Raw genomic sequence first — 18,162 nt, forward strand, 5'->3', positions numbered from 1 at the left:
GGCGAAGGCCAACAGGGCGAGGAAGCCCCGATGCTCACATCCGCGAGCCTGTTCTCCGGGCTTGCGAATGTCACGCACAGCATCTTCGCTCCATTGGCCTTCGCCCGCAGGCGGGCTCCTACAGGAAAGCGCGACCTCAAAGCCGCGTAAAATTCCACGACACCATCTTGCCGCCGCTGTACGGCATCACCCCGTGGAACGGCCGCGGATCGTCGTCGAACACCAGCGGCAGGAAGTGGCGATCGCCCTCCCACATCGGCAGTTCGTTCAGCTTGTCGAGCGGCACCCACTCGAGCGCGCCCTCGGCATTTTCGGTGAACGCCGTTCCCTCGAACCGGTCGATCACGAAGATGAAACCCAGCCAGTCTTCGCCTTTCTTGCCGAAGCCCGGCCAGTTCAGGGTGCCGCGCAGGCGCATTTCGACACACCGGATACCGGCTTCCTCCATGATTTCGCGGCGCATGCACGCGGCGATGTCCTCGCCCGGCTCCATCTTGCCGCCGAGTCCGTTGTATTTGCCCAGATGCTGATCGTCCTCGCGCGCATTGCGGTGGATCATCAGGACGTGGGTGCCGTCGGGCGACAGAACGTAACCTAGCGTGGCGACGATGGGCGTGTAGGGCATGGCTTAAAGGACAACGGGACGAAAACCCCGAGTTTACGCGAGCGATCTCTGTCGCGGGCCCTTGCGCTTCCGGCACCCGGGCGGCGACCATCGGGGGATGCCTCTCGCACTCCCCCTTCCCCGTATCCTGCACCGGCTCGGACTGCGACTCGCGGTCACGGCTGGCATGCTCTCGCTGACGATCGGCTGCTCGACACCCGCCGACGCACTCGACAGCCGCGACGTCGTCTTCGAAAACCAGTCATATCGCGTGGTTTCCATCGACACACGACGCGACGCCATCGAACTGCACTGGCGCGATCCCGAAACCCAGCAGCCGTTCGGTACGATCGAAGCCCTGCGCGCATGGGGCGAAGGCAAGGGCCGTACGCTCGCCTTCGCGACGAACGCCGGCATTTACGACCGCCAGTTCGCACCGCTTGGCCTGTATATCGAGGACGGCAAGACCGTCGTTCCGCTGAACCTCGTGCATGGCAATCCGCGTTCGGGGAATTTCTCCCTGCTGCCCAATGGCGTATTCGCCATCTACGACGACGGTCATGCGGAGGTCCGCACCAGCGAAGCCTTCCGCGCGGCAGGCAGCAAACCGCGGGTCGCATCGCAGTCGGGGCCGATGCTCGTGATCGACGGGCAGATCAATCCGCAGTTCGACGATGGGTCGGACAGCATGAAGTGGCGGAGCGGCGTATGCGCCAAAACGCCAACCGAAGTGGTTTTCGTCGTCAGCCGCGCACCCGTGAATTTCCATAGCTTCGCGCGGTTGTTCCGCGACGAGATCGGCTGTCGCGACGCGTTGTTCCTCGACGGAACGATTTCACAGGCTTATACGGCCGAGGATGGTTACGCGGGCGCACCGGCGTTCATGACGAAACCGTATGCGGGGATGTTTGCGGTGTTTACGAAGAGCGAGTGAAGGTGTGCCGCGATAATCGATTCTTTCGCTGCGCGCGAAAGATCCCTACCCCAACATCCGTTCGCAAATCGCCAGATAAAGGTCCGGTAACCGCTCAAGCTGATCCACCGCGACATTCTCATCCACTTTGTGGATCGTCGCGTTCACCGGCCCGAGCTCGATCACCTCGGCGCCCATCGGCGCGATGAACCGCCCATCGGATGTACCGCCGCCCGTGCTTTGCTCCGGATCGATGCCGCACATATCCCGGCACACGGACACTACGACTTCGCGCAGCCTCCCGCCCGGCGTGGCCAGGAACGGGTGACCGGACAGATGCCAGTCGATCGCGAAATCGACGCCGTGCGCGCGCAGGATAGCTTCGGCGCGTTCGCGCAACCCTTCCGCCGTGCTTGCCGTCGAATAACGGAAGTTGATCAGCGCCACCAGTTCGCCGGGAATGACGTTGTTCGCGCCCGTCCCCGCATTGATATTCGACACCTGGAACGAGGTCGGCGGGAAATCGGCATTGCCTTCGTCCCAACGCTCGCTGGCCAGCGCCGCGAGTGCCGGTGCGAATGCGTGGATCGGATTGCGTGCCTTTTCCGGATAGGCGACATGCCCCTGAATACCGTGCACCGTCAGCGTTCCCGAGAGCGAACCGCGACGACCCACACGGATCAGATCGCCGAGTGTCTCTTTCGCCGAAGGCTCGCCCACCACGCACGCGTCGATTCGCTGCCCCGTGGCGACGAAATGATCGACCACACGACGGACGCCATGCAGCGCCACGCCTTCCTCGTCGCTGGTCAGCAACAGACCGACGGTACCTGCATGATCCGGATGCGCATCGACGAAACGTTCGAGCGCAACAACCATCGCCGCGACCGACCCTTTCATGTCCGCCGCACCGCGACCATAGAGGACGCCATCGCGGATCGTCGGTTCGAACGGGGGCGTAGCCCAACTGTCTTCCGGCCCTGTCGGTACGACGTCCGTATGACCGAGGAAAGCCAGTACCTGTCCGGCTTCGCCATGCGTCGCCCACAGATTGTCGACATCCTCGAAACGCAGGTATTCGACGTTGAAACCCCGTGCGGTGAGTCGCTGGCCGATCCGATCGAGACAGCCGGCATCGTCGGGCGTCACCGAACGGCGGCGGATGAGATCGCAGGTGAGATCGAGAACGTCGGACATATCGCTCACTTGTCGAATCGCTTCTTGAACGCGTTATCCGTGAAGCCCACCGTGACTTCGTCGTCGGTCACGACGACCGGTCGGCGGACCAGGGCAGGATATTCCTTCAGCAGCAGCGTCCATTCCGGATCGCTCTGCGGATCCTTGCGCTGCGGAAGCAGCTGGCGCCATGTGGTGCCGCTCTTGTTCACCAGCTTGTCCCAGCCACCGACCTTCGTCGCCCATGCTTTCAGCGTCGCGGCGGGCACCGGATTGGCGCGGTAATCGATAAACGTGTGCGGCACGTCGAAGCGCGCAAGCCAGTTGCGTGCTTTCTTGCAGGTGTCGCAGTTGGACAGCCCGTAAATTTCCGTCATCTTCAAATTCCGTGACCTGTAGGAGCGCTCCGGAGCGCGATCACTCGCCGCTACGCAGAAGCTCGTTAATCCCTGTCTTGGACCGGGTCTTCTCATCCACCTGCTTCACGATAACCGCGGCATACAGGCTATGGCTGCCATCCTTCGCCGGGATGCTGCCAGCGACGACGACGCTGCCCGCCGGCACGCGACCGTAGCTGATTTCGCCGGTCGCGCGATTGTAGATACGCGTGGACTGGCCGAGGAACACGCCCATGCCGATGACACTACCCTTCTCCACCACCACGCCTTCGACCACTTCCGAACGCGCACCGATGAAACAGTTGTCTTCGATGATCGTCGGATTCGCCTGCAACGGTTCCAGTACGCCACCGATGCCAACGCCACCGGACAGGTGCACGCCCTTGCCGATCTGCGCGCACGAACCCACCGTCGACCATGTATCGACCATGGTGCCCTCGCCGACGAAAGCGCCGATGTTGACGTAACTTGGCATCAATACGGCATCTTTCGCGATATGCGCGCCACGGCGGACGAGCGCGCCGGGCACCACGCGCGCACCGATATTGGCGAACTCCGTCGCATCGCCATCGGCGAAACGAAGGGGCACTTTGTCGAACGCGGACGACGGGCCGCCATCCACTACGCGATTGCCGTTCATGCGGAAGTACAGCAGCACCGCTTTCTTGAGCCACGCGTTGACGGTCCAGCCACCCTTGCCGTCCGGTTCCGCGACGCGGCGCTCGCCGGATTCCAGAAGGTCAAGCACCTGGTCCACGGCGGGACGGAGGCTGCTCTCGATTTCGGACTGCGTCAGATCGGCGCGGCGCTCGAAGGCATCGTCGATCAGGGATTCAAGCGTTTGCATCTGCATGTATTACGTTCCTGGCTTCGCCGCCGATCCGGCGCAGCAATACCTCGCGCAGGATATCCCTGCGTTCGGTCGATAGCGGCGCGTTCTGGCGGTCGGTCAATTGAAAGAAATCTTCGACGCGTTCGCCGAAGGTAGCGATGCGCGCATCATGCACGCGCACCTGCGCTTCGGCCAGCGCCTGTGCGACGGCGGCAAGCAGACCGGGACGGTCCGTGCACACCAGCGCGAGCTGGGTACGCCCGCCGGCATCGGCGAACTCGATGCGTGGTGGCATCTGGAAATGACGGAGATGGCGCGACAGGCTTCGCTTGGCGGGCTGCTGTCCTGCCGGCTGCAGCAGCGCGCGCTGCATGCGCAGGCGAAGTTCTTCCGCGCGCTGCAACGTGGCCGGCGCCTGCGTATCGGCTTCCAGCAGCAGGAAGGTGTCGAGCGCCATGCCGCTGCTTGAGCTCAGGATGCGCGCCTCTACCACCGAAAAGCGCAGACGATCGAGCATCGCGGTCACGGCGGCGAACAGGCCATCTCTGTCGAGGGTATAGATGAAAAGCTCGGTGCTGCCGCGAACGGAAAACGGATGGACTTCCACCAGCGGTGTCGTACCGCGCGCACGCAGGATGGCCGCGGTCTGCCAGGCGATCTGCTCGGGGCGGTGGCGCAGGAAGCTCGTATCGGGAAATTCGCCCCATATGCGTGTGATGTCCGCGGCCGGCACGCGGTCGGCAACCAACATAGCCAGCGCCCGTTCGCGACACTCGCGAACGCGGACACCGGCGTGCGCGGGCAACTCCAGATCGCTGCGCAACGCATAGCGGGTAGCCGTATAGAGGTCCGCCAGCAACCGGTCCTTCCACGCGTTCCAGAGTTTCGGGCTGGTTCCGATGATATCGGCGACCGTCAGCAGGTACAGATGGTCCAGCCGCTCCCAGTCGCCCACCACGCTTGCAAAACGATGCACGACGTCGGGGTCGGTGATGTCCTGGCGCTGGGCCGTCGTGCTCATTAGCAGATGCCAGCGGACAAGCCAGGCGACGAGATCGATGTCTTCGGCCGCAAGTCCCAGGCGCGTACAGAACGCACGTGCGTCTTCTTCGCCCAGCACGGAGTGATCTCCGCCGCGACCTTTCGCGATGTCGTGGAACAGCGCGGCCAGCAGCAGGAGCTCGGGTTTCTCCATGGACGGCCATATCTCGCACGCAATCGGGAAATCGCGACGTGCCGAAGGATCGGCGAACCGGGCCACGTTACGCAGGACGCGCAGCGTGTGTTCGTCGACGGTATAAACATGGAACAAGTCGTACTGCATGCGACCGACCACGCGGCCGAACGCGGGAAGGATCGCAGCGAGAAGCCCATGCCGATTCATGCGCCACAGCGCTTCCACCGAGGGCGCGCCACGGCGAAGCAGCACCAGGAAGGCTTCCAGCACATGCGGATCGTCGGCGAGCGTTTCGCCGTGGATGGATACGGCATGCTGGATTCGCCGCATGGTCTCGGCCGTGAATCCGGTAATGCCCTTCTCGTCGAGCCGCGCGATGAAAATCTCGACCAGCGCGGCGGGCCGATGCTGAAACAGATGCGGATTACGCAGCGCCAGACGCGAGCCGTAGCGCACGTAATCCGTGCCGACGGACTGGGGCTCGGTTTCCGGTTCCAGCATTTCCTCGAAACGCTCGACCAGTTGCACGCCGACCCGTTCGATCAACGTGGCGGCACGGTAATAACCCTGCATGAACTGTTCGACGCCGAGGTTCTTTGCATGCTCGTCCTCGAAACCCAGACGGGCGGCGATCGCGCGCTGATAGTCGAACAGCAGGCGCTCCTCGGCGCGTCCCGCTTCCAGATGCAGGGCGTAGCGATACTGGCGCAGCGTCGCTTCGGCGCGGTGCAGTCCGGCAGCTTCGACGGGTTCGAGCAGGCCCTCGCCCACCATCGCATCGAAATCGGGCGCGCCAGCCAGACGCAGGCCCAGCCAGCGCAGGGCATCGAGCGTGCGCAGGCCGCCCGGACCGTCCTTGAGATTCGGCTCGAGGTTGTGGGCGGTATCGTCGTAACGCGCATGCCGGGCGTCGCGTTCGGCCAGACGCGCGGCGAGATAAGCGCGCGGCGGCCAAAGCGCCGGATCGGCCAGGATGGCGCGTAACTGCGTGTCGAGGATCGGCTGACCGACCAGGCGGCGCGCATCGAGCATGCTGGTGAAGACGCTGGCATCGCTTTCCGCCAGCGCACGGCATTCCGGCACAGTGCGTACGGCGTGGCCGGGCTTCATGCCGATGTCCCACAGACAACCGAAGAAACTTTCCAGCGCCTTCGACACGGCGGGCGAGGTCTCGCCGACCAGCGCCAGCAGGTCCACGTCCGAACAGGGGAACAACAGGCCGCGACCGAAGCCGCCGACCGCGAAGAGCGCGGCGGCCGCGATGTCGCCAAGACAGGCACCCCAGACATGCACCACGATGCGCTGCACCGCTTCGCCACGCCGACGGGCCAGCGCCGTCGCGTCCTCGCCGTCGCGGAAAGCCACGTCGAGATCGCGATCGACGTCCCCCAGCAACTGGCGCAAGGCGCGTCGCGCCTCTGGGGAAACACCCGACCTGGGAACAACGGCGGGAAGGCGCGGAAGCGGCGGAAGCGTCACGTCGGGGCCTGCTCGGGTTGGGTGGTAACCGGCTGTCGACCTTCCGGTCGTCAGCCGCGCAATGACATCAGGCGGCGTCCGGCCACGGGGTGAGGATCTCGAAACCATCCTCGGTAACGGCAATGGTGTGCTCCCACTGCGCCGACAGCGAATGATCCTTCGTCACGACGGTCCAGCCGTCCGGGAGTTCCTTGGTCTGCGGCTTGCCGGCATTGACCATTGGCTCGACCGTGAAGGTCATGCCGGCCTTCAGTTCCAGGCCCGTACCGGCCCGGCCGTAATGCAGCACCTGCGGCTCGTCGTGATAAACCTTGCCGATACCGTGTCCACAGTACTCGCGCACGACGGAAAAACCAGCGGCTTCGGCGTGTTTCTGGATGGCGGCACCGACGTCGCCCAGCGTGGCGCCCGGGCGCACGGCCTGGATGCCGCGCATCATGGCTTCATGCGTGGTTTCGACCAGGCGTTTCGCCAGCACGCTGGGCGTGCCCACGAAGTACATGCGGCTGGTATCGCCGTGCCAGCCGTCCTTGATGACCGTGACATCGATATTGATGATGTCGCCGTCCTTCAGAACCTTGCTCTCGGTCGGAATACCGTGGCAGATCACGTGATTGACCGACGTACAGACCGTCTTGGGAAAGCCGCGGTAGCCGACGTTGGCCGGAATCGCCTGCTGCACGTTCACGATGTGCTCGTAGGCCAGGCGATCCAGCTCCCCGGTGGTGACGCCGGGCTTCACGTGGGGGACCAGCATGGCCAGCACTTCGGCCGCCAGGCGCCCTGCGACGCGCATGCCTTCGATTTCTTCCGGGGTTTTGGGGATAACTGCCATAGTGTCTCTGCCGTGAGGCTCGATTCGGCTCGGGGAAGGCCTTCAGATGGCGGCACGGCGCGGGGAAATCCACCGCCTTGTCGCCGGAATGCCCCTCGGGCTACAATTAGCGAGTTTTGCTGCCCGGCCAACCGCCTTTCATAAGGCTCCGGACACAAAGTCGAAGCGCGATTGTAACCGCACAAGGGCTTAAATAGCCCTGCACGGCCATCGCATTTAACGCCACACACGCATCGGCACCGCCTTCGGGGTGCCTCGTATTCCATCCGCCGCGAAACGCGCCGGACGGGCTACGGGGTCGAAGCCGGGGATGCGTGGAGGTCCCAACCCCCACAGAACCGCTTTCATGCGGTTCGCCCAGGAGTAATTCCATGGCACAAGTCACCATGCGCGAGATGCTGGAAGCCGGCGTCCATTTCGGTCACCAGACCCGTTACTGGAACCCCAAGATGGCTCCGTACATCTTCGGCGCCCGCGGCAAGATCCACATCATCAACCTCGAAAAGACCCTCCCGCTGTTCACCGACGCGATGAATTTCCTGTCGGGCCTGGCGCAGAAGGGCGGCACCATCCTGTTCGTCGGTACCAAGCGTTCCGCCCGCGAAGCGCTGGCCGAAGAAGCCGCGCGCGCCGGTCAGCCGTTCGTCACCGCCCGCTGGCTCGGCGGCATGCTGACCAACTTCCGCACGGTCAAGCAGTCGGTTGCCCGCCTGAAGGAACTCGAAGCCGCCGAAACCGACGGTTCGTTCGAGCGCCTGGTCAAGCACGAAGTGCTGGCCCGTCGTCGCGAGCGCGACAAGCTGCAGAACTCGCTGGGCGGCATCAAGGACATGAATCGTCTGCCGGACGCGCTGTTCATTATCGATATCGGTCACGAAGACATCGCCGTGCAGGAAGCCCGCAAGCTGGGCATCCCGGTCATCGCCGTCGTCGATACCAACTACGATCCGGGCCTGGTCGACTACGCCATCCCGGGTAACGACGACGCCATCCGCGCCATCCAGCTCTACGCCCGTGCCGCCGCCGACTCCATCCTGGAAGGCAAGGCCGCCTCCCCGCAGCACGCCGCGCGCGGCGATGCGAACGAGTTCGTCGAACTCGACGAGGAAGGCAACCCGGTCGCGAAGGAAGAGCGCAACGACCGTCGCGGTGCTCCGGCCAAGAAGGGTCCGGCTGGCCCGCGTCGTGAAGGCGGCCGCGGCCGCGCTTAAGCGCCCGCCCCGATCCTTCGGTTCCATCCGGCACCGCGGCAAGTCCGCCGCGGTGCCCACCAAATTCTGAGGAAATACACATGGCTGAGATCACCGCAAGCCTCGTCAAGGAACTGCGTGAGCGCTCCGGCGCCGGCATGATGGAGTGCAAGAAGGCACTCGTCGAAAACAACGGCGACATCGAAGCCGCGATCGACGCCCTGCGCAAGAGCGGCGCCGCCAAGGCCGATAAGAAGGCCGACCGCGTTGCCGCCGAGGGCCTGATCGCCGTCGCGCAGAAGAACGGCGTCGCCGTTCTGGTTGAAGTCAACAGCGAAACCGACTTCTCCTCGCGCAACGAGCAGTTCATCCAGTTCACCAAGGACGTCGCCAACGTCGCCATCGATTCCGGCGCCGCCGACGTCGAAGCGCTGAAGGCCGCCAAACTCGGTGGCTCGACCGTCGAAGACGCCGTCAACGAGCTCACCCGGACGATCGGCGAGAAGTTCGAAGTCCGTCGCATGGCCAAGGTCGCGACCGACGGCGTGCTCGCCAGCTATTCGCACGGCGGCCGCATCGGCGTACTCGTGGCACTGAAGGGTGGCGACGAAGCGCTGGCCAAGGGCATCGCGATGCACGTCGCCGCGATGAATCCGGAGTTCGTCCACGAGTCCGACATCCCGGCCGAGTACCTCGAGCGCGAGAAGGCGATCGAGCTGGGCAAGATGTCCGAAAAGGAAAAGGCCAAGCCGGCCGAAATCCTCGAGAAGATCGTCAGCGGCAAGGTCAACAAGATCAAGGCGGAGAAGACCCTCGTCGGTCAGCCGTACGTGCTGGACACCGAGATCACGGTCGCCGATGCCCTCAAGAAGGCTGGCGCTGAAGTCGTCACCGTCTCGCGCCTCGCCGTCGGCGAAGGCATCGAGAAGGTTGTCGACAACTTCGCCGAAGAAGTGATGAAGCAGGCAGGCCTGGCGTAAGCCGCTCCCGCTGGCAGCAGTACCACGAAGGCCGCGAGAAATCGCGGCCTTCGCTTTTTGTGAAGGTCCGCGATTTGCCCACCCGGACCACTCCCTTGTGGGAGCGCTCTCGAGCGCGATCCCTGAGCGCCGGACGCGAAAGGCTTGCGCGACACGGATCACCCGGCGGCGTCCGCATGATCGGGCATCGCACTTCGCCCCGGATCGCGCCCGAGAGCGCTCCCACAAGGGCGCCGCCCAAGGCGTTCGCATTACCGCCCTACCCGTTACACTACCGCCGTTTTGCCTCACACAATCTGGAGATCCCCCATGAGCACACCGCTGAATCATCGCCGCATCCTGCTCAAGCTCTCCGGCGAAGCGCTGATGGGAACCGAGGACTACGGCATCGATCCGAAAATGATCGGCCGCCTCGCCAAGGAAATCCTCGAAGTCGTCGATGCGGGCGTCCAGGTCGGCGTCGTCATCGGTGGCGGCAACATCTTCCGCGGCGCAGGCCTCGCCGCCGCCGGCATGGACCGCGTCACCGGCGACCACATGGGCATGCTCGCCACCGTCATGAACGCGCTGGCCATGCAGGACGCCATCGAAAAGCTTGGCGGCGAAGCCCGTACCATGAGCGCGATCAAGATCAACGAAGTCTGCGAGGACTTCATCCGTCGCCGCGCCATCCGCCACCTCGAAAAAGGCCGCGTCGTCCTGTTCGCCGCGGGTATCGGCAACCCCTTCTTCACGACCGACTCGGCCGCCGCCCTGCGCGCCGTGGAAGTGGGCGCCGACCTGCTGCTGAAGGCCACCAAGGTCGACGGCGTCTATACGGCCGATCCGAAGCGCCACGCCGATGCCGAGCGCTACGAACACCTTACCTACAACCAGGTCATCGAACGCCGCCTGGAGGTCATGGACACGGCCGCTATCGCGCTCTGCCGCGACCATCGCCTGCCCCTGCGCATCTACGACATGACCGAGCCGGGCAACCTCATGCGCATCATGAAGGGCGACACGGTCGGCACCTTGGTCGACGCCGGCTAAAGCGGAGCTTCCTGTAGGAGCGCTCCCACAACGGCGAGGAGGGCCCCCCTTGCCCGGGAGTAGCCCCCTCGCCCGCACTGCTATACTCGTCTGCTGACCAGATTCCACCGGGAAACGCCCATGTTCGCTACGCCCAACGAGATCGAAACCGATGCCAAAACCCGTATGGGCAAGAGCATCGACGCGCTCAGCCACGAGCTGAAATCCATTCGTACCGGCCGCGCCAATGCGGGGATTCTCGACAAAATCAAAGTGCCTTACTACGGCACGCCGACGCCTCTCAGCCAGGTTGCCAACGTGTCGACCCCGGATGCCCGCGCGCTGCTGATCAAAGCATTCGACAAGACAATGATCGGTCCGATCGAAAAGGCGCTGATGGCTTCCGACCTCGGCATCACGCCGACGACGATAGGCATGGACATCCGCCTGAACTTCCCGCCGCCGACCGAAGAGCGCCGCAAGGAACTGGCCAAGAGCGTCGCCGGCAAAGGTGAAGACGCCAAGATCGCCATCCGCAACATCCGTCGCGAAGCGAATCAGCACATCGAAAAGCTTCTGAAAGACAAGACGATCACGGAAGACGACAAGACGCGCGCGGACGACGGTATCCAGAAAATTACCGACCAGTTCGTCAAGAAAGTGGATGACGCGGTGAAAGAGAAAGAAAAGGAGCTGATGGCGCTCTGAGCGCCATCGCGTTCCCCATGGCAGCAGGCCAGACCGCGCGGGTACCCCGGCACGTCGCCATCGTCATGGATGGCAACGGCCGCTGGGCGAAAAAGCGTCTCCGCCCTCGCAGTTTCGGCCATCGCGCCGGACAGAAAGCGGTGCGCGAAGCCGTGGAATTTTCCCTGCGTCGCGGTATCGAGTCACTGACCCTGTTCGCGTTCTCCAGCGAAAACTGGAACCGTCCGGCAACCGAAGTCGGCGCCTTGATGGAGTTGTTCCTGAAAGCGCTGGACAAGGAAGTGGACGAATTGCACGGCAACGGCGTACGCATTCGCTTCGTCGGCGACCTTGACGCTTTCGCGCCCGAACTGCGCGATCGCATGCTCGGCGCCATGGAACAGACCGCCGGAAACAGCGCGCTCAACATGAATGTGGCCGTGAACTACGGCGGCCGCTGGGATATCGCGCAGGCCGCACGTCAGGCCGCCCTGGCCATCGGCCGGGGCGAGTTCCGGGCCGACGAACTCGACGAAACCCGCCTCGCCACCTACGCCTGCCTCGCGGATCAGCCACCGCTCGACCTGTTCATCCGGACGGGCGGCGAGCATCGCGTCAGCAATTTCCTGCTCTGGCAGCTGGCTTACGCCGAGCTGTATTTCACCGATACCCTGTGGCCCGACGTCGACCAGGCCTGCCTCGCCGAGGCCCTCGACGACTATGCCCGCCGCGAGCGCCGTTACGGGCGCACCGGCGAGCAGGTCGCCAACGCCAGCTGACGCCGAGAATTCCCATGCTTAGACAGCGCACCCTGACCGCCCTGCTGCTCCTGCCGCTCGTGCTGGCCCTCATCCTGTTGCCGCCGACCTGGCTGTTCGCGATCCTCGGATCGCTTGCCTTCCTGGTCGCCGCCTGGGAGTGGAGCGCGCTTGCCGGCTGCCGCACGACGATGGGCCGCGGCATCGTAGTTGCCGGCGCCGCCGTGTTGTTCCTGGCACTCAACCTGGTCAGGACTCCTGGCGTACTCAACGTCCTCATCTTCGTGGGCGTCGCATGGTGGATCGGCGTGCTGTTCTGGCTACGCAATCTCACCTTCGCGGCAGCGCCCAACGCCGAGAACCGCTTGCTCAAGCTCGGCGTCGGCGTCCTGGTCGTCGTACCCACGCTGGCAGCGGCTATCGCCCTGCACTCCAGCGAGCCGCACGGTCATTGGTGGATGCTGTTCGGTCTCGTCATCGTGTGGGCCGCCGATACCGGCGCCTATTTCAGCGGCCGCTTTTTCGGCCGTCGCAAACTGGCGCCGCGGATCAGCCCGGGAAAGACCTGGGCGGGTGTCTACGGCGCACTCGTGGCGGGCGCTTTCACGGCGTGGCTCGGCGGCTGGCTGCTCGGCGTGCCGGATACCGATCACATGCTCGGTTTGATCGGCCTGGGCCTGCTGACGGTCGCGGCCTCGGTCGTGGGCGATCTGTTCGAAAGTCTGCTGAAGCGCCATGCCGACGTGAAGGATTCCGGCACCCTGTTCCCGGGGCACGGCGGCCTGCTCGATCGCCTGGACAGCGTGTTCGCCGCCCTGCCGGTCTTCGCGGCCGGCAAGCTCATCCTGGGCCTGTAATGACCACGTCCGTCGCCGTCCTTGGCGCTACCGGCTCGATCGGCACCAGCACGCTCGATGTCATCGCGCACCATCCCGACCGGTTCCGCGCCAGTGTGCTGGTCGCCCATCGCAGCGTGGATGCGCTCGTCGCGCTTTGCCAGCGATTCCGGCCCGATCTGGCGATCATCGCCGACGCCTCGCTCGGCGCGGAGCTAGCTCGACGCCTTGTCGCCGCCGACGTGCGCTGCGATGTCGGCGCCGGCTCCGACGCCGTGATCGCAGCGGTCTCCGGGCCGCTCTGCGATACCGTGGTCGCCGCCATCGTCGGCGCCGCCGGACTGGAATCGACGCTTGCCGCCGCACGCGCGGGCAAGCGGTTGCTGCTGGCCAACAAGGAATCGATCGTCATGGCGGGGCCGCTGCTGCTCGACGCCCTGCGCGAAGGTGGCGGCGTCCTGATTCCGGTCGATTCGGAACATAACGCTATTTTCCAGTGCCTTCCCGGCGGCCGCCCCGACCTGAACAAAGCCGGCGTGCGCCGCCTGATACTGACCGCTTCGGGCGGCCCGTTCCGCGGACGCACCCGGGCCGAACTGGGTTCCATCACCCCCGATCAGGCCTGTGCCCACCCCAAGTGGTCCATGGGCCGGAAAATCTCGGTCGATTCGGCCACGCTGATGAACAAAGGTCTGGAAGTCATCGAGGCGCACTATCTGTTCGGCGCGCCCGCCGACGCCATCGACGTCGTGGTTCATCCGCAGAGCCTCGTCCATTCGATGGTCGAGTACCTCGACGGTTCCGTGCTCGCCCAGCTGGGCAATCCCGACATGCGCACGGCCATTGCCCACGCGCTGGCGTGGCCGGAGCGCATCGAGGCCGGCGTAACGCCGCTCGACCTGCCCCGTAGCGGCCCCCTGGCCTTCGAGCCGGCCGATACCGACACCTTCCGCTGCCTGGCCCTGGCTTTTGAAGCCCTGCGCGCCGGCGGCGATGCCACGGCCATCCTCAATGCGGCCAACGAAGTGGCGGTCGATGCATTCCTGGCCGGAACCCTGCCGTTCCTGGCGATCGCGGAGGTCGTCGAACACGTCCTCGCGGAACTGCCGCCCGAACCCGTGGTCGATGTCCAGACGCTCGTCGCTCGCGACGCCGTCGCCCGCCAGGCCGCCCGGAAAGTGCTTCACCGCGCTTACTGTTAAGCTAGGTCGACCCGAACCGCGATATTTCAAGAAGCGTCCCCTCGATAATGAGTCCCATCCTCGGTTCCGTGTTCTGGTTGCTGGTCACGCTTGGCGTGCTGGTGACCTTCCACGAATTTGGCCACTACTGGGTCGCCCGCCGCTGCGGGGTCAAGGTGCTGCGCTTCTCCGTCGGATTCGGCCGCCCGTTGTGGCGCCGCGTCGCGAAGGACGGCACCGAATACCAGATCGCCGCCATTCCCCTCGGCGGCTACGTGAAGATGCTCGACGCCCGCGAAGGCGACGTTGCCCTGGCCGATCAGGGCCAGGAATTCACCGGCAAGTCGGTGTGGAAGCGCATCGCCATCGTGGCCGCTGGCCCCGCCTTCAATCTCGTTTTCACGATCGTCGCCTTCTGGGCGATGTACATGATCGGCAAGCCCGACATCGTGCCGATCGTCACCGCCGCGCCGAACAGCATCGCCGCGCACGCGGGCATCCTTCCCGGCGATCGCATCGTCAGCATGGACGGTCGACCGACCGGCACGTGGAGCGATGCGACCGAAGTCCTCGCCAACGGCCTCCTCAACCGCGAACCGCTGCCGCTGCACGTTCAGGGGGCCGACGGCCGCCAGCGCAACGTCGTCCTGCCGCTGCAGGATCTCGCGGCCGGCGAAGATATCGGCAAAGGCTTTACCGCTCTCGGCATGACGCTCAAGGTGCCGCCCGCCATTATCGGCGTGGCGACCCCGGGCGATCCCGCGGCTGCCGCCGGCATCCAGGGTGGCGACCGCGTCGTCAGCATCAACGGCAAGCCCATCGCCGACTTCGAAGACTTCATGAAGGCCGTGCCCGAAGAAGCCGCGAAATCGCCGAAGCTGGCGTTCGTCGTCGAACGCAACGGCGCAACGAGGCAGTTGGACATCACCGCACAGATGAAATCCGTGCAGGGTCAGCCCGCCCGCTGGCTGGTCGGCGTCCTGCCCGTCCCGCTTCAGACGGCAACGCTGCGCTACGGCCCCGTTCGCGCATTCAGCGAATCGCTGAGCGCCACCTGGGTCAATACCGCGACCACCTTCAACCTCATCGGCAAAATGCTGACGGGGCAGGCCTCGCCGAAGAATATTTCGGGCGTGATCGGTATTGCCCAGGTCGCCAACGATTCGGCCAGCCGCGGCCTCCCCTGGTTCCTCCAGTTCCTTGCGCTGGTGTCCCTCAGCCTTGCCATTCTCAACCTCCTGCCCATCCCGGTCTTGGACGGCGGTCACCTGCTGTATTACCTTATCGAGTTGGTCAAAGGCAGCCCGGTCAGCGAGCGGACCATGATCGCCGGTCAATATGTCGGCCTGGCCCTCCTGTTCACGCTGATGGGGCTGGCATTCTTCAACGACATCCAGCGAATGTTGGTCTCGTGACGCCGATTGTCGGTTTTCACGGACCTTCGTCGCGATCGCGCTGTCCAACGGCGGCATCATCGGCTCACGCCGGCGGCGTCGCAGGGCGATCGAAGCACTATCCCAACCACCGGCGCCTGCGTGCCAGCGGTTATCTACTGCCGGGAACGACTCCGGTAGCGGCACCTCATAGGAAGATGGCCTCGTCCGCCATCGTCCAGAACTAACTCAACGGAATCGACGATGAAGCGTATCGCCGCCCTGATCCTGCTTGCCTCCCTGACCGCGAATGCACTGGCTTTCGAGCCCTTCGTCGTTTCCGATATCCGCATCGATGGCCTGACGCGTATTGCGCAGGGCACGGTGCTGAGCTATCTCCCCATTGAAAAAGGCGACACGCTAAGCGACGAAAAGGTACAGGCCGCTATCCGCGCCCTTTACCAGACGAAGTTTTTCAGCGATGTCGAGGTCGACCGCCAGGGTGACATCCTTGTCATCAAGGTCGTCGAACGTCCGGCTATCGCAAAGCTCACGCTGCGCGGCAACAAGGACATCAAAGAAGAAGACCTGCGCAAGGGCCTGAAGGAGATCGGCCTGGCCGAGGGTGAAACCTTCGACCGCCTGTCCCTCGACCGCGTGCAGCAGGAACTGATCCGTCAGTACTACAACCGCGGCAAGTACAACGTGTCGGTCGAGCCGCACGTGACCAAGCTCGATCGCAACCGTGTCGCTATCGACATCGAAATCCGCGAAGGCAAAGCGGCGAAGATCAAGGAGATCAACGTCGTCGGCAACAAAGCCTTCACCGACAAGTCGATCCGCGACGGCTTCGAATCCGACACCACCAACTGGATGTCCTGGTATTCGAAGGACGATCAGTACTCGCGCGAAAAGCTCAGCGGCGATCTCGAGAAGCTCAGCGCTTACTACATGAATCGCGGCTACGCCGACTTCGGCGTGGACTCGACCCAGGTGGCCATCAGCCCCGACAAGCGCGCCATGTACATCAGCACCAGCGTGAAGGAAGGCGAGGTCTATACCGTCTCCGACGTGAAGCTGCTCGGTGAGCTGATCCTTCCGGAAGACACGCTGCGCAAGCTCGTCTTCATCCAGAAGGGCCAGACGTTCAATCGCGCCGCCATCGAAGCCAGCACCAATGCGATCAAGGGCATCCTTGCGAACATCGGTTACGCCTTCGCCAAGGTCACGCCGATTCCGAAGCTGGACAAGGACAAGCGCACCGTCGACCTCACCCTGTTCATCGAGCCGGGCAAGCGCGTCTACGTCCGCCGCGTCGTGTTCCAGGGCAATACCCGCACGGAAGACGAAGTCCTGCGCCGCGAAATGCGCCAGCTCGAAGGCGCATGGTATTCGCAGGCCGCCATCGACCGCTCGAAGATCCGTCTGCAGAAGCTGGGCTATTTCAAGACGGTCGATATCGACAAGGCCCTCGTGCCGGGTACGGTCGACCAGGTCGACCTGACGGCCAAGGTCGAAGAACAGTCGGCCGGCAGCCTGATGTTCGGCGTGGGTTATTCGCAGTACTCGAAGATCATCCTCAGCGCCTCGGTGTCCCAGAACAACTTCCTGGGTACGGGCGACCGTTTCTCGGTTGGCGCGGAAACCAGCAACTACTACAAGCGCATCAATGCGAGCTACGTGAATCCGTATCTCACGGATAACGGCCTGCAGCTGGGTTACAACGTCAGCTACAGCAAGCTCGATTACGGCAATACCGATCTGGCGAACTACACGTACAGCACCAAGTCGTTCCAGACGACGCTGTCGTGGCCGATCTCCGACTTCGATTCCCTCTCCACCAGCCTCGGCGTCAGCAGCAACCTCATCAACTCGCAGATCACCACGCCGCGCGAACTGGTGGCGTATCAGGATGCTGTCGGCAACCGAACGATCCATTCGTGGACCAGCAGCCTCGGCTACAACCACGACACGCGTAACGGCTACTGGGCTCCGACCCGCGGCGGCGTCCTCAGCGCGTCCATCGAAGGTGCCCTGCCCGGTTCGACGGTGCAGTTCTACAAGCTGTTCGGCGAGGCCAATCATTACTGGCCGGTCGGTGGCGGTTTCGTGCTCTACCTCGACGGTCAGGTCGGTTACGGCAAGACCTATGGCCAGACCTACGCCAACAACGGCTACGACGCCGCCGGCAACATCATCTACCGCAAGGGCGACTCGATCGACTTCCCCTTCTGGGAGAACTACTACGGCGGCGGTGTTCGCGACGTTCGCGGCTTCCAGGACAATACCCTCGGTCCCCGCCTTTGCGACGGCGCCAGCGCATCGTCGACGCCGGCGAAGGACGGCTCCTGCTCGGGCGGCTACTACAGCTACGGCCAGCCGATCGGCGGCGCGTTCAAGGTACTCGGTACCGCGCAGGTTTTCCTGCCGCTGCCCTTCCTGAAGGATGTGAACACGGCCCGCGTTTCCTGGTTCGTCGACGTCGGTAACGTCTACAAGGACTACCAGTCGTTCAGCGCCAGCGAACTGCGCGCCTCGACGGGTCTGTCGCTGCAGTGGCAGGCGCCGATCGGTCCGCTGATCATCAACTTCGCCGTGCCCATCCGTAAGAAGGATGAGGACAGCCGCTTCGTGGAACGTATCCAGTTCACATTCGGCAACACGTTCTAAGACGCGTGTGAAGAGAGAAGCGTAAAGAGTCAGTAGAATGACGAGGTGGCAGGGCCAGGGGC

The 18,162-nt window shown here is 64.0% G+C and carries 16 protein-coding genes; 10 read left to right on the forward strand and 6 right to left on the reverse strand.

The features are described 5' to 3' along the window. Positions 1 to 136: 136 nt before the first annotated feature. The gene (locus EC912_RS17690; protein ID WP_132146808.1) at positions 137 to 625 is read right to left on the reverse strand and encodes an NUDIX hydrolase; all 489 of its coding nucleotides are present in this window, start codon (positions 623 to 625) and stop codon (positions 137 to 139) included. A gap of 97 nt (positions 626 to 722) precedes the next feature. Between EC912_RS17690 and EC912_RS17695 the strand changes: the two genes are divergently transcribed. Then, entirely contained in the window at positions 723 to 1,538 is an 816-nt protein-coding gene (locus tag EC912_RS17695; protein ID WP_428993110.1) for a phosphodiester glycosidase family protein, read from the forward strand. Positions 1,539 to 1,583: 45 nt separating this feature from the next. On the opposite strand, the gene dapE is transcribed toward EC912_RS17695, so the two are convergent. From dapE to map, 5 genes are all read right to left on the reverse strand, one after another. After that, positions 1,584 to 2,714 carry a succinyl-diaminopimelate desuccinylase gene (dapE, locus tag EC912_RS17700; RefSeq protein WP_132146910.1) on the reverse strand — a complete coding sequence of 377 codons (1,131 nt, stop codon included), beginning with the start codon at positions 2,712 to 2,714 and terminating at the stop codon, positions 1,584 to 1,586. A 5-nt stretch (positions 2,715 to 2,719) separates the two neighbouring features. Beyond that, complete coding sequence (locus tag EC912_RS17705; protein ID WP_132146811.1) at positions 2,720 to 3,070, reverse strand: Spx/MgsR family RNA polymerase-binding regulatory protein; 351 nt, start codon at positions 3,068 to 3,070, stop codon at positions 2,720 to 2,722. 40 nt (positions 3,071 to 3,110) lie between these two features. After that, on the reverse strand, positions 3,111 to 3,938 hold the full coding sequence (dapD, locus tag EC912_RS17710; protein WP_132146913.1) for a 2,3,4,5-tetrahydropyridine-2,6-dicarboxylate N-succinyltransferase: 828 nt from the start codon (positions 3,936 to 3,938) through the stop codon (positions 3,111 to 3,113). Further along, complete coding sequence (gene glnD, locus EC912_RS17715; protein ID WP_243649340.1) at positions 3,925 to 6,579, reverse strand: [protein-PII] uridylyltransferase; 2,655 nt, start codon at positions 6,577 to 6,579, stop codon at positions 3,925 to 3,927. The genes dapD and glnD overlap by 14 nt, the downstream gene beginning before the upstream one ends. A gap of 67 nt (positions 6,580 to 6,646) precedes the next feature. Then, complete coding sequence (gene map, locus EC912_RS17720; RefSeq protein ID WP_132146817.1) at positions 6,647 to 7,414, reverse strand: type I methionyl aminopeptidase; 768 nt, start codon at positions 7,412 to 7,414, stop codon at positions 6,647 to 6,649. A gap of 371 nt (positions 7,415 to 7,785) precedes the next feature. On the opposite strand from map, the gene rpsB reads away from it, so the two are divergent. The 9 genes from rpsB to bamA all read left to right on the forward strand — a co-directional run bounded on the left by rpsB (position 7,786) and on the right by bamA (position 18,100). Further along, positions 7,786 to 8,625: a 30S ribosomal protein S2 gene (gene rpsB, locus EC912_RS17725; protein WP_132146820.1), complete on the forward strand. Its 840-nt coding sequence runs from the start codon at positions 7,786 to 7,788 to the stop codon at positions 8,623 to 8,625. A gap of 80 nt (positions 8,626 to 8,705) precedes the next feature. Beyond that, positions 8,706 to 9,584, forward strand: a complete 879-nt coding sequence (tsf, locus tag EC912_RS17730) for a translation elongation factor Ts (RefSeq protein ID WP_132146823.1) — start codon at positions 8,706 to 8,708, stop codon at positions 9,582 to 9,584. A 309-nt stretch (positions 9,585 to 9,893) separates the two neighbouring features. Further along, on the forward strand, positions 9,894 to 10,616 hold the full coding sequence (gene pyrH, locus EC912_RS17735; protein WP_132146826.1) for a UMP kinase: 723 nt from the start codon (positions 9,894 to 9,896) through the stop codon (positions 10,614 to 10,616). 120 nt (positions 10,617 to 10,736) lie between these two features. Next, positions 10,737 to 11,303: a ribosome recycling factor gene (gene frr, locus EC912_RS17740; RefSeq protein ID WP_132146829.1), complete on the forward strand. Its 567-nt coding sequence runs from the start codon at positions 10,737 to 10,739 to the stop codon at positions 11,301 to 11,303. 17 nt (positions 11,304 to 11,320) lie between these two features. Continuing rightward, on the forward strand, positions 11,321 to 12,061 hold the full coding sequence (gene uppS, locus EC912_RS17745; RefSeq protein WP_132146832.1) for a polyprenyl diphosphate synthase: 741 nt from the start codon (positions 11,321 to 11,323) through the stop codon (positions 12,059 to 12,061). Positions 12,062 to 12,075: 14 nt separating this feature from the next. Then, positions 12,076 to 12,897 carry a phosphatidate cytidylyltransferase gene (locus tag EC912_RS17750; RefSeq protein WP_132146835.1) on the forward strand — a complete coding sequence of 274 codons (822 nt, stop codon included), beginning with the start codon at positions 12,076 to 12,078 and terminating at the stop codon, positions 12,895 to 12,897. Next, entirely contained in the window at positions 12,897 to 14,078 is a 1,182-nt protein-coding gene (locus EC912_RS17755; RefSeq protein WP_132146838.1) for a 1-deoxy-D-xylulose-5-phosphate reductoisomerase, read from the forward strand. Before EC912_RS17750 ends, EC912_RS17755 begins: the two co-directional genes overlap by 1 nt. 47 nt (positions 14,079 to 14,125) lie before the next feature. Next, positions 14,126 to 15,472 (forward strand): RIP metalloprotease RseP, encoded by a 1,347-nt coding sequence (rseP, locus tag EC912_RS17760; protein WP_132146841.1) that lies wholly within the window; start codon positions 14,126 to 14,128, stop codon positions 15,470 to 15,472. 222 nt (positions 15,473 to 15,694) lie between these two features. Further along, complete coding sequence (gene bamA, locus EC912_RS17765) at positions 15,695 to 18,100, forward strand: outer membrane protein assembly factor BamA (RefSeq protein ID WP_132146844.1); 2,406 nt, start codon at positions 15,695 to 15,697, stop codon at positions 18,098 to 18,100. The last annotated feature ends 62 nt before the right edge of the window (positions 18,101 to 18,162 follow it).

This window comes from Luteibacter rhizovicinus, assembly GCF_004342265.1.
Classification (GTDB): Bacteria; Pseudomonadota; Gammaproteobacteria; order Xanthomonadales; family Rhodanobacteraceae; genus Luteibacter; species Luteibacter rhizovicinus_B.